18 protein-coding genes are annotated in these 18926 nt (G+C 74.5%); 7 read left to right on the forward strand and 11 right to left on the reverse strand.

Features of this window, described 5'->3' with window-relative positions; genetic code table 11:
* Nucleotides 1–52 precede the first annotated feature (52 nt).
* Nucleotides 53–844, forward strand: coding sequence for a VOC family protein (locus tag AC07FV_RS08985; protein ID WP_479085732.1), 792 nt, complete (start codon nucleotides 53–55; stop codon nucleotides 842–844).
* Nucleotides 845–860: 16 nt separating this feature from the next.
* Here AC07FV_RS08985 and AC07FV_RS08990 read toward each other — a convergent pair whose 3' ends face one another.
* The 5 genes from AC07FV_RS08990 to AC07FV_RS09010 all read right to left on the reverse strand — a co-directional run bounded on the left by AC07FV_RS08990 (nucleotide 861) and on the right by AC07FV_RS09010 (nucleotide 5265).
* A complete protein-coding gene (locus tag AC07FV_RS08990) occupies nucleotides 861–2222 on the reverse strand; it encodes an APC family permease (protein ID WP_479085733.1) in 1362 nt (453 codons plus the stop codon).
* A 135-nt stretch (nucleotides 2223–2357) separates the two neighbouring features.
* On the reverse strand, nucleotides 2358–3017 hold the full coding sequence (locus AC07FV_RS08995; RefSeq protein ID WP_479085735.1) for a hypothetical protein: 660 nt from the start codon (nucleotides 3015–3017) through the stop codon (nucleotides 2358–2360).
* Nucleotides 3018–3171: 154 nt separating this feature from the next.
* Nucleotides 3172–3675 (reverse strand): hypothetical protein, encoded by a 504-nt coding sequence (locus AC07FV_RS09000; RefSeq protein ID WP_479085737.1) that lies wholly within the window; start codon nucleotides 3673–3675, stop codon nucleotides 3172–3174.
* A gap of 39 nt (nucleotides 3676–3714) precedes the next feature.
* On the reverse strand, nucleotides 3715–4545 hold the full coding sequence (locus AC07FV_RS09005) for a DUF4397 domain-containing protein (protein ID WP_479085739.1): 831 nt from the start codon (nucleotides 4543–4545) through the stop codon (nucleotides 3715–3717).
* Nucleotides 4546–4656: 111 nt separating this feature from the next.
* The gene (locus tag AC07FV_RS09010) at nucleotides 4657–5265 is read right to left on the reverse strand and encodes a sigma-70 family RNA polymerase sigma factor (RefSeq protein ID WP_479085741.1); all 609 of its coding nucleotides are present in this window, start codon (nucleotides 5263–5265) and stop codon (nucleotides 4657–4659) included.
* 160 nt (nucleotides 5266–5425) lie between these two features.
* Between AC07FV_RS09010 and AC07FV_RS09015 the strand changes: the two genes are divergently transcribed.
* From AC07FV_RS09015 to AC07FV_RS09035, 5 genes are all read left to right on the forward strand, one after another.
* Nucleotides 5426–6433, forward strand: coding sequence for a MerR family transcriptional regulator (locus tag AC07FV_RS09015; RefSeq protein WP_479085742.1), 1008 nt, complete (start codon nucleotides 5426–5428; stop codon nucleotides 6431–6433).
* A gap of 225 nt (nucleotides 6434–6658) precedes the next feature.
* A complete protein-coding gene (locus AC07FV_RS09020) occupies nucleotides 6659–6895 on the forward strand; it encodes a hypothetical protein (protein WP_479085744.1) in 237 nt (78 codons plus the stop codon).
* Nucleotides 6892–8106: a lycopene cyclase family protein gene (locus tag AC07FV_RS09025; protein ID WP_479085746.1), complete on the forward strand. Its 1215-nt coding sequence runs from the start codon at nucleotides 6892–6894 to the stop codon at nucleotides 8104–8106. The genes AC07FV_RS09020 and AC07FV_RS09025 overlap by 4 nt, the downstream gene beginning before the upstream one ends.
* Nucleotides 8103–8834, forward strand: a complete 732-nt coding sequence (locus AC07FV_RS09030) for a class I SAM-dependent methyltransferase (protein WP_479085747.1) — start codon at nucleotides 8103–8105, stop codon at nucleotides 8832–8834. Before AC07FV_RS09025 ends, AC07FV_RS09030 begins: the two co-directional genes overlap by 4 nt.
* Nucleotides 8831–10402 carry an FAD-dependent oxidoreductase gene (locus AC07FV_RS09035; protein WP_479085748.1) on the forward strand — a complete coding sequence of 524 codons (1572 nt, stop codon included), beginning with the start codon at nucleotides 8831–8833 and terminating at the stop codon, nucleotides 10400–10402. Before AC07FV_RS09030 ends, AC07FV_RS09035 begins: the two co-directional genes overlap by 4 nt.
* Nucleotides 10403–10464: 62 nt before the next feature.
* On the opposite strand, the gene AC07FV_RS09040 is transcribed toward AC07FV_RS09035, so the two are convergent.
* The 6 genes from AC07FV_RS09040 to AC07FV_RS09065 form a co-directional block, all read right to left on the reverse strand.
* Nucleotides 10465–11607: a polyprenyl synthetase family protein gene (locus AC07FV_RS09040; RefSeq protein ID WP_479085749.1), complete on the reverse strand. Its 1143-nt coding sequence runs from the start codon at nucleotides 11605–11607 to the stop codon at nucleotides 10465–10467.
* A 137-nt stretch (nucleotides 11608–11744) separates the two neighbouring features.
* On the reverse strand, nucleotides 11745–13241 hold the full coding sequence (locus tag AC07FV_RS09045; RefSeq protein WP_479085795.1) for a cryptochrome/photolyase family protein: 1497 nt from the start codon (nucleotides 13239–13241) through the stop codon (nucleotides 11745–11747).
* A gap of 13 nt (nucleotides 13242–13254) precedes the next feature.
* Complete coding sequence (locus AC07FV_RS09050; protein ID WP_479085750.1) at nucleotides 13255–14628, reverse strand: cryptochrome/photolyase family protein; 1374 nt, start codon at nucleotides 14626–14628, stop codon at nucleotides 13255–13257.
* 70 nt (nucleotides 14629–14698) lie between these two features.
* Nucleotides 14699–16258, reverse strand: coding sequence for an SDR family oxidoreductase (locus AC07FV_RS09055; protein ID WP_479085752.1), 1560 nt, complete (start codon nucleotides 16256–16258; stop codon nucleotides 14699–14701).
* Between the two features lie 78 nt (nucleotides 16259–16336).
* On the reverse strand, nucleotides 16337–17230 hold the full coding sequence (locus AC07FV_RS09060; RefSeq protein WP_479085753.1) for an SDR family oxidoreductase: 894 nt from the start codon (nucleotides 17228–17230) through the stop codon (nucleotides 16337–16339).
* A gap of 162 nt (nucleotides 17231–17392) precedes the next feature.
* A complete protein-coding gene (locus tag AC07FV_RS09065; protein WP_479085755.1) occupies nucleotides 17393–18280 on the reverse strand; it encodes a sigma-70 family RNA polymerase sigma factor in 888 nt (295 codons plus the stop codon).
* An 82-nt stretch (nucleotides 18281–18362) separates the two neighbouring features.
* On the opposite strand from AC07FV_RS09065, the gene AC07FV_RS09070 reads away from it, so the two are divergent.
* On the forward strand, nucleotides 18363–18812 hold the full coding sequence (locus tag AC07FV_RS09070; RefSeq protein WP_479085756.1) for a carboxymuconolactone decarboxylase family protein: 450 nt from the start codon (nucleotides 18363–18365) through the stop codon (nucleotides 18810–18812).
* Nucleotides 18813–18926: the final 114 nt, after the last annotated feature.

Here is an 18926-nt window from a genome sequence, read left to right on the forward strand (position 1 = left end):
TCCGCACACGGTGTCACGCTGGAGCGGACAGGAACTGCGAAAGGGCTCCGCCGTGATCACCACTGACTTCGTCCCCGGCTCCCCCTGCTGGCTCGACCTCGGCACTCCCGACGTCCGCGGCGCCGCGGCCTTCTACGGCGCCGTGTTCGGCTGGGACTTCGAGTCCATGGGGGAGGACGTCGAGGGCGGCATGTTCCGCAAGGACGGCAAGATCGTCGCCGGTATCGGCCGGCTCACCGAGGAGGGCGCGCGCTCCGCCTGGATGCTCTACTACCGCGTCGCCGACGCGGACGCCACGACCCAGGCCGTGCGGCAGGCGGGCGGCACGGTCCGGGTGGCGCCGATGGATCTGGACGAATGGGGCCGGATGGCCCAGTACAGCGATCCGGCGGGTGGCCAGTTCGCCGTGTGGCAGCCGGGCAGCACGCAGGGCGTCGAGCTGGTGGACCAGCCCGGTTCGCTGTGCTGGACGGAGCTGTACACGAGCGACGCGGCGGCGGCCAAGGAGTTCTACGGCGGTGTCCTCGGCTGGCAGTTCGGGGACATGGAGCTGCCGGGCGGCGGGGGTGCGTACGCGCTCATCACGCCCGCGGGTCTCCCCGAGGAGCGCATGCACGGCGGTCTCATGGAGCTACGCGAGCAGGACCTCGCCCTGGCGGACGGCCGCCCGTACTGGCACCCGGTCTTCGCGGTCACCGACTGCGACGCCACCGTCGCCGCGGTCCTCGAGAGCGGCGGCAGCGTGCAGATGGGTCCGGAGGACGCGGAGGGCGTCGGGCGGCTGGCCCTGTGCCTCGATCCGTCGAACGCGGACTTCGTGGTGCTCGCACCGGGCCGGGCGTGAGCGGCCCCGCGACCGGTCACCGCTCCGGGCGCAGCCGCATGACCAGCTTGTTCACCCCCCACAGCGCCACACCGATGGCCACCAGTACGCCGGCGCGGATGTAGACGTCCGCCGCCCGCTCCGCGAGGGGACTCGCCAGAACCAGCGCCGTGATCGCTCCGAGGACCGGCAGGATCGTCGGTGTACGGAAGTGCCGGTGCTCCACCCGGTCCTTGCGGAGCACCAGGACGGTCACGTTGACCACGGCGAACACGCAGAGCAGGAGGAACGACGTGGTGTCGCCGAGGCCCTCGATCTCGCCGGTCGACACCAGGCCGATGGCGAGCAGGGTGACGAAGACGATGCCGGTGATGGGGGTGCGCCGCCGGGGGAGCACCTTGCCCATGGCACGCGGCAGGACCCGTTCGTTGGCCAGTCCGTAGCAGAGCCGTGAGGCCATCATGATGTTGATCAGGGCGGAGTTGGTGACCGCGAAGAGCGCGATCAGGGCGAACAGTCTGGGCGGGAAGTCGACACCGCCCGCCTTGACGACCTCCAGCAGCGGGCCGCTGGACGCCTCCAGGGTGCGGTAGTCCACGAGCAGCGACGACACCAGCGCCACCAGGACGTAGATGACGCCCGTCACGGCGACGCCGACGAAGATCGCCCGGGGGAAGGTGCGGACCGGGTCCTGCGTCTCCTCGGCCATGTTGACGGAGTCCTCGAAGCCGACGAAGGCGAAGAAGCCGAGTGCCGTCGCCCCGAGCACCCCGGTGATCAGCGCGTATCCGGTGCCCGAGCCCTCGAACTCGCCCAGCCGGGAGGGTTCCCCGTCACCGCTGAACACCGCCCACGCGCCGATCCCGAGGATCACCAGGAGCCCGGTCAGCTCCACGATCGTCAGCACCACGTTGGTCTTCACGGACTCCGACACGCCCCGCAGCGCCAGGGAGGAGAGCGCCAGGAGGAACACGATCGCGATCAGGGTCGGCGGGATCGCGTCGGTGAACTCCTGGAAGTAGTCGCCGCTGAAGGCACGGGCCGCCGCGCTGGCCGACGACAGGCCCGAGCACATGACCATGAAGGCGACGATGAAGGTCAGGAACGGCACCTTGAACGCCTTCTGCGTGTACAGCGCGGCGCCCGCCGCCTTCGGGTACTTGCCGACCAGCTCCACGTACGAGGCGGCGGTGAGGAGCGCGACCACGAACCCGATCAGGAACGGCAGCCACAGCGCGCCGCCGACCTTGCCCGCCACCTTGCCCGTGGTGGCGTAGATGCCGGTGCCCAGGATGTCGCCGATGACGAAGAGGATCAGCAACTTGGGGCCGATGGCACGCTTGAGCGACGGTGCCCCGCCGTCCGGTGCGTCGGTGGTCCGCGGCTCGGCTGTGCTCATGCGACACCTCTCCCGTTCTGTGTGCAGAAGGTTCTGCCCTGCGGGCCGGATGTGATGCATGTAACCGACCGTCACGGCGGAACGGGTCCCGACACGTCGGGAGAGGAGGAATCCGGCCTCGGGGGCCGTGTCGGATCAGGCCTGGTACCAGCCGAAGGCCCCCGCGCCCTCGGAGGGGTCGAACGACTGGTGGAGCCCCACCAGCGCGGTGACCAGACGGGGGTCCCACCCCGGCGTCAGCACCCGGTAGTCGTCGGCCACACCGCGGAAGACGACATGGGCCCGTCCGGTGCCGTCCCGCCAGATCACCCGGCGGGGCGGTCCGAACCCGCCGTCGCCCTCACCGAGGATGGACGTGACCGCCCACAGCAGGCTGACCGTCAGTCCGACCGGCCACCACAGGGCCCACCACACCAGGCGGCCCCGGTAGCCCCGCAAGGCGGGACCGGTGGCAGGCTCCACGGTCCACCGCGTCCGGCCGGGCCGGAAGGAGCGGCGGCGCCGCATCGTGATCCGCCCCAGCGGCGCGCCGGACGGATCCTCGACCCGGTAGACGGCGGCGTGCCCGCTCGTACGCGGGCCGAGCGGCCGCTCGGTGACCACGCGCGCCCATGGGCCCTGCGTGTCGGGAAGGACGTGGAAGGCCCGGACGGAGCGGTACCGGTCCGGTGCGGGAGCGGGTTCGTCGGGGCAGAGCCGAAGGGCTCCCCCTCCGGAGTCCGGTCCGCCGCCGCTGACGACGGCCGGCGGAAAGACCCCGTACTTCACCTCGTAGGTCACGCGCCCTGGAGTCATGCTCCGCGTCTCCCTCTCCCCGTTCGACGGCCCGGTGGGATGCTCTCATCCGGGGCCGCGGGGGCGGCGGGCAGGTCGTCCGTGCGCGATCGAGGTGCCGGCCGCGGCGGGCCGGGCGGGGTGCGGAGAACTTCTCGGGTTCCCGGGCCGGACGTCAGCGACGCCGGCGTTCCGGACGCGTCCGGTGCGCGGTGCGTGCCCGCTCCCGGACCGGTCGGCCGGACTCGCGGACCGGCCCGCGACCGGTCCGTGCCGACCGGCGCCGGACGACGAGGAGCACCGCGACGACGGCGGCACCGGCGGCCAGGACCCGTGCGGCGAAGCCTCCGCGTCCGACGACACCGGCCGGCCGCGTGAGCCGGTCGCCGCCCGTCGCGCCGCCGGCGGGCCGGACGGCCGGGCGCCGTCGTGGGTGCGGGGGCGTCCGGGCCTCGCGCGACACCTCTTCCGTGATCCGCTGCCAGACGTGCGCGGGGGGCGCCGTGGGAAGGTCCACCACCTCGGCGTCCCGCGCGGCGCTCACCAGACGGGTCAGCGACTTCAGTTCCTCCCGGCAGAACGGGCACCCGGCGATGTGCCGCAGGGCGCCGGCATCCTCGTCGCCGGACGAGTTGCCGAGTGCCAGTTCCACCAGGTGCGCCGACTCTACGTGGCCCACGACGCCCTCCCGGTCCCTCCGGCGGACCGGCGCGCGGTGTCAGACACGTCGGCCCGCGGTGCGGCGGGCCACCAGGACGCCGGTCACCGTGATCGCGCCGACCGCGGCGGCATAGGCCGGCCACTGGGCCGGCGAGTCCGGGGCACCGGCGGCAGCGCCCGCGTGGTTGGTGTTCGACGTCGCCTCCGAGCCGCTGAACGTCTGGGTGGCCAGCGCCAGGTTCTTGTCCTCGGCACTGCCCCAGGCGTAGACGACGTTGCTCGTTCCCTCCTTCAGGTTCAGGTCGGCGGGGCCGATGGCCACGGTCTCGGTACCGGCGAGGGTGACGGCGGCGTTCACGGTGCCCGCGTCGACCGTCGCGGAGTCCTCGCCCGGGTTGGTCAGGCCGGTGAAGAGAGGCTGTCCGCCGGCGCGCACGTCCACGGCGGGCGCCGCCGCGACGTGGCGGACCGTGAGGCGGGCCTTCCCGTCGTCCGGCCGCGAGACGTTGTCGGTGTACGCCGTCAGCTGCGGTTCACCGTCCGCGGAGAGGTGGGCGGCGACCGTGGCGTTGCCGCCTTCGGGCACCTTCACCTCCTTCTCCAGGGCCGGTGCGCCGTCGGGTCCCTGGCCCGCTTCGAAGATCTGGAGGTCGTAGGTCCCGGCCTCCAGGGACAGCGGGTCGGTCACGGTGCCGGGCTTGAAGTCGCTGAGCAGCTCGTCACCGTTGGCGTAGACGTCGACCGTCATCCCGGGGATGCCGTGGAAGACGGAGACCATGGCCTTGTCCTGCGCCTGCGCGGGCTCTGCCATGGCCGGTGCGGCCACACCGAAGGCCAGCGCGCAGGCGCCGGCCGAGGCGGCGACGGCCAGGGGGGTCCGGGAAGTCATGGGGATCATCCCTTCGGAATGCTGTCTCCGCTGCTGCGGAGTCTCGGTGGTGTTTCCTGGACGAGCGGCGCCGCGGATGCGCCCGCGAGCCCGCTTCCCCCCTTTTTCTCCCTATCCGTCCGCGCTCTGCTCGCGGCCCTGGTCGACGGCCAGGCGCAGCCGGTGCAGGCCGCGGCGGGCGTGACTCTTCACCGTCCCGAGCGGCACACCCGTGCGCTCCGCGATCTGGACCTGCGTCAGGTCCTCGTAGAAGGCCATGCACAGCACCTCCCGCTGGGCGCGCGGCAGCCGGGACAGGGCGTCGACGAGGAGCACGCGGTCCAGTACGGCCTCCGGTGCCGCCTCCACCGGCTGGTCGGGGGCGGTGTCGCGGGCGACCGACTCGGCCAGGGTCAGACGCCTGGTCCGGGCGGCCAGCGCATCGACGATCTTGCGGCGCGTGATGCCGACCAGCCAGGCACCGAGCGCGCCGCGCTCCGGCCGGAAGCCCTGCCGTCCGCGCCAGGCGCCGATGAAGACCTGCTGGGTCACGTCCTCGGCCTCGTGCGGATCGCCGAGGGACCGGGCGGCCATGGTGTGGACGAGTGAACCCCAGTGCCGGTAGATGGCCGCGAACGCCTCGTCGTCGGCCGCGACGAGACCCCGGGCCAGATCCTCCTCGTACTGGGTCTCCTCCGAGGGCGGGACGAGCGCGGTGCCGGGTCGCACGTGGGTACTCATGGCCTGATTCCTCCTGCGTGCCTCGTACGGGGACGCAACGTCGTCCGCCGGACGGCGAGTTCACCGTCCTGTCCTGTCGGGGCTGCCGTACGTGCCTCCAGTCTTGGACGCACAACCGACGCAGGCAACATGCGTCGGTTGTGCGTCGTAGAGTGAGGTCATGAGGGTGCCTGCGGACGATGACGACGAACGGGAGAGCGAGGGCGTCGCGGAGGGCGGCGGCCTGACCACGGGTGAGGTGGCCAGGCGGCTGGGGGTGGCACCGACCACGGTCCGCACCTGGGACCGCCGCTACGGACTCGGACCCACGGCGCACACCGGCGGGCGGCACCGGCGCTGGACCCCCGGGGACGTGGCGCGGCTGGAGCGCATGTGCGCGCTCACGGCGACCGGGCTGCCGCCCGCCGAGGCCGCCCGGCTGGCACGCCGCGACGAGACGCGCGCCGCGGTCCCCGATCCCCCTGGGGGACCCGGCGGAGCAAGCGCTCCGGCCCGCGGCCGCAGCCGGGCGGGCAGCGGGCTGCGCCTGGGTGACGTGCGGCAGGAGTGCAAGGGCATCGCCCGTGCCGCCCTGCGGCTCGACGCCGCCGCACTGGACGAACTGCTGCTCACCTCGATAGCGGACCACGGTCTGATCGCCGCCTGGACCGAGGTGATCGTGCCGACCCTCCAGGCCGTCGGCCGCAAGTGGGAGACGTCCGGCGAGAAGTACGTCGAGGTCGAGCACTTCCTGTCCTGGCACGTCTCCGGCGCACTGCGGCGCAGCAGCTCCGCGACGATCGCCGACCGCCCCGGCGCCACCACCCTGCTCGCCTGCGTACCGGGGGAGAACCACACCCTGCCGCTGGAGGTCCTGTCGGCCGCCCTCACCGAGCGGGGCCTGCCGGTGCGCATGTTCGGCGGAGCCCTGCCGGTCGAGTCCCTGGTCGCGGCGGTGCGCAGGACCGGGCCGGCCGCGGTGGGCCTGTGGGCGCAGTCGCGCACCACCGCCAGCAGACCGCTGGCCCTGCACGTGGCCGCCATGGAGTGGGGGGTGCGCGGCGCCCGGCGCGGGCCGGTCGTCCTGACCCTCGGCCCCGGCTGGACGGGGCAGCGGGCGGCCGGTCTGGCACGCCCGGCGGGACTCGCCGAGGCGGTCGCCGCGGTGGAGTCGGTGCTGGCACGCTGACCCGCCCCCGCCCCCGCCCCCGCCCGGCCGCGGCGGACGGGCACCCGGCACCCCGCGACCGGATCGGACCGGACCGCCAGGCGTGCCGCGCGGGACGTCCCGGCCGTCCTGGGGTACTGGTGGCGTCGGTACGTCAGTGGAGGTCGCCGCATCCGTGGACGGTCGGCGGCCCGAAGCAGGGATCGATGGCAAGTGGATCGTCGACCCCGGGGCCGGGAGCGAAGCGTGGAACTGAGCGGCGCGCGTGTGCGGACGACCGGTGCCGGAGCACCGGAGACCCGGGCCCGGCACCCCGACACCGAACACCCCGACACCGGGCACCGCGGTACGGGGCGTACCGGCCGGCCCGCGAGGGGCGCCCCGGCACCGCGCCGCGCCGTCGAGGGCGCACCGGCGGCCGAGGCCGCACCCGCGCGGCGCTCCGGCCCGGACGGCACGCCCGACGAAGGGCGGACCCGGTGACCTCCGCGCCCGACCACACGTCCGACGTGGTCGTCCTCGGCGGCGGCGCGGCCGGCCTCAGCCTCGCGCACCGGCTGACCGGGACCGGCACCGCCACGGTGACCGTGGTCGAACCGCCGGACGGCCCCCCGCGCCCGGCGGAGCGCACCTGGTGCTATTGGGACCAGGGCCCCGGCGACCTCGACGACGCCGTCACCGCCTCCTGGTCGGTGCTGCGCGTGCACGGCGCCGACGGCCGGGAGGTCACCGTCGACCCGGCCCCCCTGACGTACCGCATGGTGCGCTCCACGGCGTTCGAGCGACTGGTCCACGCCCGGCTGGCCCGTTCACCCGGCGGTCGCCTCCTGCGGGCGACCGCGGACACGGTGCGCGACGTTCCCGGAGGCGCCGAGATCCGCTGCACCCTCCCCGGCGGACGCCCCCTGGTCCTGCGCGCCCGCCGTGTCTTCGACTCGCGGCCGCTGCGCACCCTGCCACCGGCCCGGACCCAGCTGCTCCAGCACTTCCGCGGCTGGTTCGTACGCACCCCCACCGACCGCTTCGATCCCGCGGTCGCCGACCTGATGGACTTCCGGGTGCCCCAGCCGGCGCACGGGCTCGCCTTCGGCTACGTCCTGCCACTGGCCCCGGACCGGGCGCTCGTGGAGTACACCGAGTTCTCCCGCACCGCGCTCACCACCGAGGCGTACGAGACGGCGCTCGGCCACTACTGCACCGACGTCCTGGGCCTCGGCCCGCTCACCGTGGAACGGACGGAGCAGGGCGGCATCCCGATGACCGACGCCCGCTTCCCCCGGCGGACCGGCAAGGCGGTCTTCCGCATCGGCACCGCCGGTGGCGCCACCCGTCCGGCCACCGGCTACACCTTCGCCGCGGTGCAACGGCAGAGCGCCGCCATCGCCGCCGCGCTGCGCGACGGGCACGGGACCGTCCCCGCACCCCACGGGCGGCGGGCGCTGGCCATGGACGCGATACTGCTGCGCGCCCTGGACACCGGGCGGATCGACGGCCCGGACTTCTTCACCGACCTGTTCCGCCGCGTCCCGGCGGAGCGCCTGCTGCGCTTCCTCGACGGCGCCACCTCGCTCGGCGAGGAATGGGGCATCGGGCTGCGCACCCCCGTCCGTCCGATGCTCCGCACGGCGGTCGAACTCCCCTTCCTGCCCCGCCGCTCCCGGACCGCCGCCAGAAACGGAGAGAACCACCGATGAGCCTGCTGCGCGACCACGACCTGGCCCGCGCCTTCGACCGCGCCTCCCACTCCTACGACCGCCTCACCTCGCTCAACCCCGGCTACCGCACCGACCTCCTGCGCTCGGCCCGCCGTCTGAGGCTCCCCGGCGACGGAGCCGGGCTGCGCGTCCTCGACCTCGGCTGCGGCACCGGCGCCTCCACCCGCGCCCTGCTCCGGGCCGCGCCCCGTGCCCGGATCACCGCGGTGGACGCGTCGGCGGGCATGCTGCGCCGGGCGCTGGCCAAACCATGGCCGGCACGCGTGCGCTTCCAGCACCTGACCGCGGAGGAGGTCGCCACGTCCGGTGAGGGCCCCTTCGACGCGGTCTTCGCCGCCTACCTGTTCCGCAACGTCACCGATCCGGACGCGGTCCTCGGGAGCGTACGGGCCCTGCTGCGGCCGGGCGGCCGGCTCGCCGTCCACGAGTACAGCCTCAGCGGCTCACCGACGCACCGCGCCCTGTGGTCGGCGGTGTGCCGCGGCGTGGTCATCCCGGCGGGCACGCTCACCGGCGACGGCGCCCTCTACCGCCACCTCCTGCACAGCGTCACCGCCTTCGACAGCGCCCCCGCCTTCGCCGGCCGGCTGCGCCGAGCCGGCTTCACCGGAGTCCGCGTCGCCCCGGTCGCCGGATGGCAGACGGGCATCGTGCACACCTTCCTCGCCCGCAACGGCGCGGCCACCACGACGGAGGACACCCGGTGACCGCCCACCGCACCGGCGCCGCCCGCCGGGGCCGTGACCGCAAGGCCGAGATCCTGACGCCCCCGCCCGGCAGGGACCGCTTCCCGCGCGGGGACGAGCCGTCCGTCGCGGTGATCGGTGGCGGCATCGCCGGTCTCGCCGCGGCCACCCTGCTGTCCGAGCGCGGAGCCCGCGTGACCGTCTACGAGGGGGAGGACGCCCTCGGCGGCCGGCTCTCCGGCCGGCCCACCAGGCTGGCGGACGGCTCCGCGTCGACCATGACCCGGGGGTTCCACGCCTTCTTCCGCCAGTACTACAACCTCCGCGGCCTGCTCCGGCGCACCGACCCGTCCCTCGCACGGCTCACCCCGCTCCCCGACTACCCCCTGCGGCACAGCGGCGGCCTGACGGACAGTTTCGCCCGGGTCCCGAGGACACCGCCGTTCAGCGCGCTCGGATTCGTCGCACTGAGCCCCACGTTCGGCTGGCGGGACCTGGCCGCCATGGACGCCCGGGCGGCGCTGCCGCTGCTCGACGTGCGCGTGCCGGAGGTCTACGAGCGTTTCGACGAGGTCACCGCCACCGGGTTCCTGAACAGAGTGCGCTTCCCGGAGGCGGCCCACCACCTGGCGTTCGAGGTGTTCTCGCGGAGCTTCTTCGCCGACCCGCGGGAACTCTCCGCCGCCGAACTGCTGCTGATGTTCCACATCTACTTCCTCGGATCGGCCGAGGGGCTGCTCTTCGACGTACCGAGCGAGCCCTTCCCCCAGGCACTCTGGGACCCGCTGGGCGACTACCTCCAGCGCCTCGGCGCGGACATCCGCACCGGCACGCCCGTGCTCGACGTGGACCCCCTCGACGACGGGGGAGCGCGGGTGCGCACCGACGCGGGCACCCGGCGCCACCAGGCCGTGGTGCTCGCCCTCGACCCCGGGGGGCTGCGCCGGCTCGTCGCCGCGTCACCCCGTCTGGGCACGCCCGGCTGGCGCGCCGGCGTCGACGCCCTGCGCACCGCGCCGCCGTTCCTCGTCTCCCGGCTCTGGCTCGACCGACCGGTCCGCGCCGACCGTCCCGGCTTCCTCGGCACCAGCGGTTACGACGGGCTGGACAACATCAGCGTCCTGGAACGGTACGAGGGCGAGGCCCGCCGCTGGGCCGAGCGGAACGGAGGCTCGGTCGTCGAGCTGCACGCCTACGCCGTGGACACCGGCGCGGAACCGGAGAAGGTGCAGGACATGCTCGTCGACCGGCTGCACCGGGTGTACCCGGAGACCCGCGAGGCGCGCGTCGTGGACGCCCGGCACGAATGGCGCTCCGACTGCCCGCTCTTCGCGGTCGGCTCCCACCGGCGGCGCCCCACCGTACGCACCCCCCACCCCTGGCTGACCCTGGCCGGCGACGCGATCCGCTGCGACCTGCCGGTCGCCCTCATGGAACGCGCCGCCACCACCGGGTTCCTGGCGGCGAACGCGCTGCTCGCCGAACGGGGCGTACGGGGCCAGGTGCTGTGGACGGTCCCCCGGGCGGGTCGCTCCGCCCCGCTGCGGGCCCTCGGCGCCCTCGCGGGGCGGTCCGGCGGCTCCCGCTGACCGGACCGGCCCCCGTCACGCCGGGGGCCGGTCCGGGGACGGTGGCCGGCCCCGGCGCCGGGTCAGGGCGCGTCGTCCGCGCGGTGCGGTGCCGTACCCGTCGCGCGTTCGACCAGCGCGGCGAACTCGTGCCGCACCGCCCGGGGGGCGCCGGTGCGCGCGAAGTGCCGGAGGGCGGCGGCCGCCAGCTCACCGATCTTCGCCTCCACCGCCTCCCGGGCGCCGGTGCGCTCCAGCACCGTCCGTATCCGTTCGACCGCGCGGTCCGACCCGGTGTCGGCGTCCGGCGCGAGCACGGCGGCGGCCTCGTGGTCCGCGGTCGCGTCGGCGATCCGGTGGGCGACGGCCAGGAGGTAGGTGAGCTTGCGCGAGCGCAGGTCGTCCCCGGCCGGCTTCCCGGTCCGCGCCGGGTCGCCGAACGCGCCGAGGAGGTCGTCGCGCAACTGGAACGCCAGCCCGGCGCACCGGCCGGCGGCCCGCAGCGCCTCCACCGTGTGCTCGTCGGCCCCGGCCAGCGTCGCGCCCAGGGCGAGCGGCCGGGCGACCGTGTACAGCGCGCTCTTGAGGGTGGCGACGGCCAGGGCCTCGTCGACGCCGGACGAACGGGCGGCCTGGGCGTGCAGGTCGAGGTACTGCCCGGCGACCATCTCGGTGCGCATCGCCCGCCACTCCTCGTGCAGGCGCGGGCCGTGCGGGGTGCCGAGGGCCGTCTCCGTCAGCAGGTCGTCCGCCCACACCAGCGCCAGGTCACCGGCGAGCACCGCGGCGGAGGTCCCGAACGTCTCCGCAGACCCGTGCATGCCCGCGGCCCAGTGCCCGCGGGCCAGCTCCACGTGCAGGGCCGGGGCGCCCCTGCGTTGCAGCGACCCGTCCATCACGTCGTCGTGCACGAGGGCGCACGCCTGGAGCAGTTCGAGCGCGGCCGCGGTGCGCAGGACCGCCGTGGGGTCGCCCGAGCCGCCGGCCGCCCGCCAGCCGCAGCAGGCGAAGGCCGTACGCAGCCGCTTCCCGCCCCGTGCGACCAGCGCGGCCACCCGGTCGGCCACGTCCCGCGCGAAGACGGGATCGACCGCACGGGAGTGACGCAGACGCGCGTCGAGGACCTGCTGGAGCACACCGCCCACGGCGTCCGTCGCGGCGAGCGCGGTGAGAGGGTCCTCGACGGTCCCGGTCGGTGCGGGCGCCGTCGTCGGCGGTCCGAGCATGCACAACCCCTTCTCACGTCCGGTCGTCGTCCGGTCATCCGTACGACGATGCTTCCGCCGAGTGCCCTCCCGCGGATGCGCCGATACCTGCCCGGTCCCGCGCGGGCCCCGCACCTGTGCGGCACCGGGCGCGTGCCTCACGGCGGCCCGTCACCGCGCGAGCGGTCCCACGCGCGTACCTCGGCGAGGTCGGTGAGCCGGTCGAGCTGCCGTACCGGCCGGGAGACGCGGTGGTTGCCGGCCAGCAGGTCCCGGTGGCGGTCCAGGAACGCCCAGTAGCCCGCCGTGTAGGGGCAGGCGTGATCGCCGGTGCGGTCCCCGGGCCGGTAGGCGCAGCCCCCGCACAGGTCGCTCATGCGGTGCACGTAGGCGCCGCCCGAGGTGTAGGGCTTGGTCGTCATCCGGCCGCCGTCGGCGTACTGGGACATCCCGACCACGTTGGGGACCATGACCCAGTCGTACCCGTCCACGAAGCAGCGGTGGAACCAGTCCGTGACCGCTGCCGGGTCCCAGCCCCGCTGGAGGGCGTGACTGCCGAGCACCATCAGCCGGGGGATGTGGTGCGTCCACCCGGTGTCGCGCACCTGGGCCAGGACGGTACGCAGGCAGTTGGCCCGTACGGCGTCCGCGTCCAGGTCGTTCCACCAGCCGGGCAGGGGAGCGGTGTGCCGGAGCCGGTTGGAGCGCCGGTAGTCCTCGCCGAAGTACCAGTACAGCTGCCAGACGTACTCGCGCCAGCCGGCGACCTGCCGGACGAATCCCTCCACGCTGTTCAGCGGGGCCCGGCCCGCGCGCCACGCCGCCTCCGCCCGCTCGACGCACTCGGCGGGATCGAGCAGGCCGAGGTTGAGGGACGAGGACAGCAGGCTGTGGCTCATGACCGGGTCGGCGGCGAGCATGGCGTCCTCGTAGGGCCCGAACGTGGCGAGGCGGTGCTCGACGAAGCGGTGCAGGGCCCGCAGCGCCTCCCCCCGGGTCGCCGGGAACAGGCGGGGCCCGTCGCGCCCGACGAACGAGACGTCGCCGTCCCGCTCCCAGCGGTCGAGGTCGTGGCGGACCTCCTCGTCGATGTCGTCCTCGCGCGGCCGGTAGGGACGCCCGACCGGGAGCGAGGCGGTGTCGCGGGGCGGCGGCTCGCGGTTGTCGTGGTCGAGGTTCCACCGGCCTCCCGCGGGCCGGCCGCCGTCCATGAGCAGCTCGTGTCCGCGGCGGACCCAGTGGTAGAAGTCCTCCTGCCGCAGGCGTCGTCCGCCGTGGCCGTCGGCCCACGAGGCGAAGTCCGCCATCGGCACCAGGAAGCCCCGGGCGGGGCCCACCGTGACCCCCGGGAGGGACCGCACGAGCCGGAGGGCCGCGTACGACGTGGGGTGGTGCACCGTGACCGGACGCCCCCGCGCCACCCGGTCCAGGCCTTCGCGATAGGTGTCGGCGCGTACGTAGGTGACGCGTGCGCCCAGCTCCGCCGCCCGGTGGCGCATCGCGGACAGCACCAGGTGCGCCTTGGCCCGGTGGAAGCGGCGCCGCCGGAACACGGAGCGCGCCTCGATCATCAGGACGGGCGTGCCGCGGCCGGGACCCGCTCCGTCCGGGGCGAGGAAGTGCGGGCCGAGCTGGTCGCCGAAGAGCCAGTGCACCACCGTCGCCTCCTCAGTCGCGGCCGCGGGCGTGCCGGAAGCGGTCCAGCCCCTCGGCGAGGTCGATCAGCGGGGCGGGGTAGTCCAGCGCGGCGCGCCGGTCCTCCGGGAGCCGCCAGGGCTCGTGCACCCTCTTGCCGTCCACGTCCCTCAGCTCGGGCACCCAGCGGTGCACGTAGGCGCCGTCCGGGTCGAAGCGCCTGCCCTGGACGACGGGGTTGAGGACACGGTGGGGGCGGGTGTCGGTGCCGGTACCGGCGACCCACTGCCAGTTGAGCTGGTTGTTGACGACGTCGCCGTCCACGAGGAGGTCCAGGAAGTGCCGGGCGCCGATCCGCCAGTCCACGTAGAGCGTCTTGGTCAGGAAGCTGGCCGTCAGCAGGCGCGCCCGGTTGTGCATCCAGCCCTCGTGACGCAACTGCCGCATGGCCGCGTCGACGACGGGATATCCCGTCCGGCCCTCCCGCCAGGCGGCGATGTCCTCGGCGGCGTCCCGCTCGTTCCGCCAGTGGTCGTGGCGCGTGCGGTAGTCCTCCGCGGACGCCTTCGGCCGCGCGGCCAGCACCTGGTGGTGGAAGTCCCGCCAGCACAGCTGCCGCACGAACGCCTCCGCTCCCGGGCCGCCCCGCCCGCGGGCCCGGTGGACCAGTTCCACCGGTGACAGGGCCCCGAAGTGGAGGTACGGCGAGAGCCTGGAGGTGGCGTCCCCCGCCAGGTCGTCGTGGCGGTCCTCGTAGCCGGGCATCCCGGCCCGCGACCACCGCGAGAACCGGTCACGACCCGCCGCTTCCCCTCCGTCCGGCAGACCCGGCGAGGTGTCCGGTACCTCCGCACGCTCGGGCAGGGGGTCGCCGCGCACACCGTCGGGGACGCGCACCGTGCGCGGCGCGCCGAGGGAGTCCCTGAGCGCCTCCTGGGACCAGCGGCGGAAGTAGGGCGTGAACACGGCGAAGTGATCGGAACCGGTCGGGGTCACCGTGCCGGGGGCGACGACGGTCGTCACGGTGTCGTGGGCGTGCAGGGCCACACCGCTGTCGCCGAGCCGCTCACGCAGCCGTTCCTCGCGGTGGTGCGCGTAGGCCGTGACCCCCGCGGCCAGGTGGACCTCGTCGGCTCCGGACTCGGCGGCGACCTCGCCGACCACGCGGGCGACCGGTCCCCGGCGGACGACGAGCCGCCCGCCGCGACGGCGCAGCGAGGCGTCCAGGTCGTGCAGGCAGTCGGCGAGGAAGGCCCGGCGGTTGGGGGCGTCGAAGCCGGCCGCGTGGATGCCGGGGTCCAGCACGAACAGCGGCACCACCTCGTCCGCCGCCCTGAGCGCGGCGCGCAGCGGCGGATGGTCGTACAGACGCAGGTCCGAGGTGAACAGGACGACCGCGACGGTCATGGCTGGCTCCAGGTGCAGTGGTGCAGTGGTGCAGTGGTGCAGTGGTGCAGTGGTGCAGTGGTGCGGGGCGCTAGGGCCGGACGGGGTGCCGGCTGCGTGCGGCGGCCCGGGTGATGTTGCGGGCCATGCCGCCGAAGACGACGGCGTGGAAGGGGGAGACGGACCACCAGTAGGCGTGGCCGAAGAGACCCCGCGGGTGGAACAGTGCGCGCTGCCGGTAGCGGGTACGCCCCGCGTCGTCCGTCTCGACGTACATCTCCAGCCACGCCAGTCCGGGAAGCCGCATCTCCGCCCGCAGCCGCAGCAGGTGTCCCGGCTCGATCTCCTCGACACGCCAGAAGTCCAGCGAGTCACCGACCCGCAGGCGCTGCGCGTCGCGTCGCCCGCGGCGCAGCCCCACACCGCCGACGAACCGGTCCAGCCAGCCCCGGACCGCCCAGGCCAGCGGGAAGGAGTACCAGCCGTTGTCACCGCCGATCCCCTCCACCACCTTCCACAGCGCCTCCCGGGACGCGTCCACGGACAGCTCCCTCTCGTCCTGGTAGAGGCTGCCGCCGGCCCAGTCGGGGTCGGTGGGCAGGGGGTCGCTGGGGGCGCCCGGGACGGAAGCGGACGACCAGCGGGTGGCGACCTGCGCCTCGCGCACCCTCCGCAGGGCCAGGGCCAGGGCTTCGTCGAAGGGCAGCGGCCGGCCCGGGGGATCGGGGACGTAGCGGGCGATGTCGTGCTCGTGGCAGACGACCTCGTGCCGCAGGGACTCCGTCAAGGGCCGGGCGAGGGAGGCGGGCACGGGGGTCACCAGGCCGACCCAGTGGCTGGACAGCCGCGGGGTGAGCACGGGGACCGGCACGATGACACGGCGCCGGAGCCCGGCGACGACGGCGTAGCGGCGCATCATCTCGCGGTAGGTGAGCACGTCCGGTCCGCCGATGTCGAAGGACCGGTCGACGTCGTCCGGCATCGTGGCGGAACCGACCAGGTAGCGCAACACGTCCCGGACCCCGATGGGCTGGGTGCGGGTGTGCACCCAACTGGGTGTGACCATGACCGGCAGCCGTTCGGTCAGGTAGCGCAGCATCTCGAAAGAGGCTGAACCCGAACCGATGACGACCGCGGCCCGCAGCACGGTGGCGGGCACCTCGGACTCCAGGAAGATGCGTCCGACCTCGGCGCGGGAGCGCAGATGCGGGGAGAGCGACTCCTCCGGCACGTCCCGCGGAGTGAGACCGCCCAGGTAGACGATCCTGCGGACGCCGGCCGCATGTGCCTGCCGGGCGAAGATCCGCGCCGCGCGACGGTCGGTGTCCTCGAACTCGGCCCCGGACCCGAGGGCGTGCACCAGGTAGTAGGCGACGTCGACACCGCGCATGGCCTCGGCGACCGACTGCGCGTCGGTGACGTCCCCCCGCACCTTCTCCGCGTCCGGCGCCCACGGGTGGTCGCGCAGCTTGCCGGGGGAGCGGACCAGGCACCGGACCCGGTGACCGGCCGCCAGCAGCTCGGGCACCAGGCGCCCGCCGATGTATCCGGACGCGCCGGTCACCAGACAGTGCAGCCGCTCCTCGTCCCGCTGTCCCCGTCCGTTCGTCTCCACGGCCCTTCCTCCGGCTCGTCCCAGTCCACCCTGCATCCGCGTGCATCCGCGTGTTCAGCACCTGTTCGCGCTCCGCGCCCGCGACGGATGCACGGCGCGCGCGCCGCCGGCCCGTCAACCGGGCGGAGCCCCGTCGTCCGTCCTCCGTCCGCCGCGGCCGCCGGCGCCGAGCAGGCCCGTGGCCGAGAACGGCTCGTCGGCGGCGAGGCGGGGCAGCTCGCGCCGCGACAGCCAGGTGACGACCGGCGGCATCGCGGCGCGCACGAGCTGGGTCGAGCGCAGCCATCCCGGTACGTAGACCGACGGCCGGCGCCGCTCGACGGCGTCGACCAGCCGGCCCGCCACGTACGCCGCGGGGTACACCTTGCGCGCCGGCGGCGGCATGTGCCCGCGCAGCTCCCGCAGCACGGCGTGCTCGTCGGCGTCGCGCACCATGTCGGTGTCCGTCCAGTTGATGTAGGCGATCCCCACCCCCACGTGCCGGTGGGCGACCTCGGCGCGCAGCGCGTGGGCGAACGACTCGACTCCCGCCTTCGACGCGCAGTACGCGCTCATCATCGGAGCCGCCCCGATGGACGCGAGCGAGGCCACTTGCAGGAAGTAGCCCCGCGTGGCGAACAGGTCGGGCAGGAACGACCGGGCGGTGGCGGCGCTGCCGATCAGGTTCACCTCCACGACGCGGCGCCACACCTCGGGGTCCGACTCGGCGAAGGGGCCGCCCTCGGCCACACCGGCGTTGGCGACCACCACCGACGGCGGGCCGAGCCGCGCGCGGATGTCGGCGCCCGCAAGCCGCATGCCCCGGTCGTCGGTGACGTCGACCTGCCAGACGGCCGAGGTGCCCGGCAGCGAGTCCCGGACCGGAACCAGGGTCCGCTCCTCACGGCCCAGCAGCGCCACCTTCGCACCCCGTTCCACCAGGACCCGTGCCAGGGCGGCTCCCAGACCACGCGCGGCACCGGTCACGACGGCGACGCGTCCGTGCAAGGGCTTCCGGGCGAGGGGCATGGAAGGTTCCTTTCGCGGTGGCTCCTGCCCGGCCCACGCTAGACGCGTACCGGCACGGGGGCATGCCGGCCGCTGCCGCGCGGGCGGGTGGGGCCGGCACCGTGCGGCGGACACGGTTCCCGCCCCGGTGGACGCGTCACCGCTCCCGGGCCGCCGAGGGACTCAGCGCCGCGCCCCCCGGCCCGGCAGGTCCGCCGCCGCGAGCCTGACCGGGTCCACCACCACCGTGATGTCCGTGATGCGGCCCTCCGCCACGGTGAACGCGACGACCGAGAGCGGGGTGCCGTCCGCACGCCAGGACATGACACCGGGGCGGCCGTTCACGAGCACCGCCCGCCCCCGTACGGCCGCGTCGGCCGACAGCCGTGCGCCGGCGGCGACCTCGGTGGCGCCGAGGGTGACGATCACGCCGTCGGCGGTCTCCACGGTCCTGCGCACGTCGGGGTCGAGCACCCGCAGCAGCCCCTCGAAGTCGCCGCGGCGGGCCGCGGCCAGGAAGGCCTCGACCACGGCCCGCTGATCCCTGCCGGCGGCCGCCGGAGGCTCCGTCGCCCGCACCTTGCCGCGGGCGCGGCTGGCGAGCATCTTGGCGGCGTCGGTGGATCTGCCGAGGATCCGGCCGATCTCGTCGAACGGCACGGCGAACAGGTCGTGCAGCACGAACGCCAGCCGCTCGCTCGGGCCCAGCGAGTCCAGGACGACCAGGAGGGCGACGCCGACCGAGTCGGCGAGCGCCACGTCGTCCTCCGGTGCCGGCCCGTCGTCCGCGATGACCACCAGCTCGGGCAGCCGGTCGTCGTAGGACGTGTGCGGGTGCGCCCGGCGGGACCGCAGCACGTCGAGACTGAGCCGGCCGACCACCGTGGTCAGCCAGCCCGCCAGGTTCTGGATGGTCTCCGTGTCCTGGCGGGAGAGCCGCAGCCACGCCTCCTGGACGACGTCCTCGGCATCGGCGTGCGAGCCCAGCACGCGGTGGGCTACCGCGCGCAGCCGGCCGCGGTGGGCCTCGAACGCCTCGGCCAGCGGGTCCTTAGGGCTGCTCCCGGACATGTCGTTACCTTCCTCGAGTGCGCTCCGTCATGTGGATGACGTGCCCGGACGGGCACACGTAACCGATGAAGGAGCGGGACCGATGGAAGCACGTATGCAGAGCCCGGCGAATCCGGACGTGGTCACGGCCATCCAGCACCTCATGAAGGCGATGCACGCCGGTGGCGTCGATCCGCGCCTGCTGGACCTGGTCCACCTGCGGGCCAGCCAGATCAACGGCTGCAGCCCGTGCGTCTTCGCCGGTGTGCAGGGGGCGAAGAAGCACGGGGAGACCGAGGAGCGGCTGCACAACGTGGTCGCGTGGCGCGAGACGCCCTTCTTCACCGAGGAGGAGCGGGCGGCGCTCGCGCTGACCGAGGCGGCCACCAGGCTCCAGGACGGCGCGGAGGGCGTGACCGACGAGATCTGGGACGCCGCGGCCGACCATTTCGATGAGGAGCAGCTTTCCGCGATCATCCTGGGCATCGCGGTGACCAACTTCTTCAACCGGATCAACCGCACGGTCCGGGAACAGGCCGGCAGGACCTGGTGAGCTGAAGGGGACGGCACCCGCCCGGCCGGGGGGGGGGGGGGGGGGGGGACCGAGAAAGGGAGAGGCACACTCCTTCTTTCTGCGGGGTGGGGGAAGAGGATATCCGCCCGAACC

The organism is Streptomyces sp. NPDC045956 (assembly GCF_056430705.1).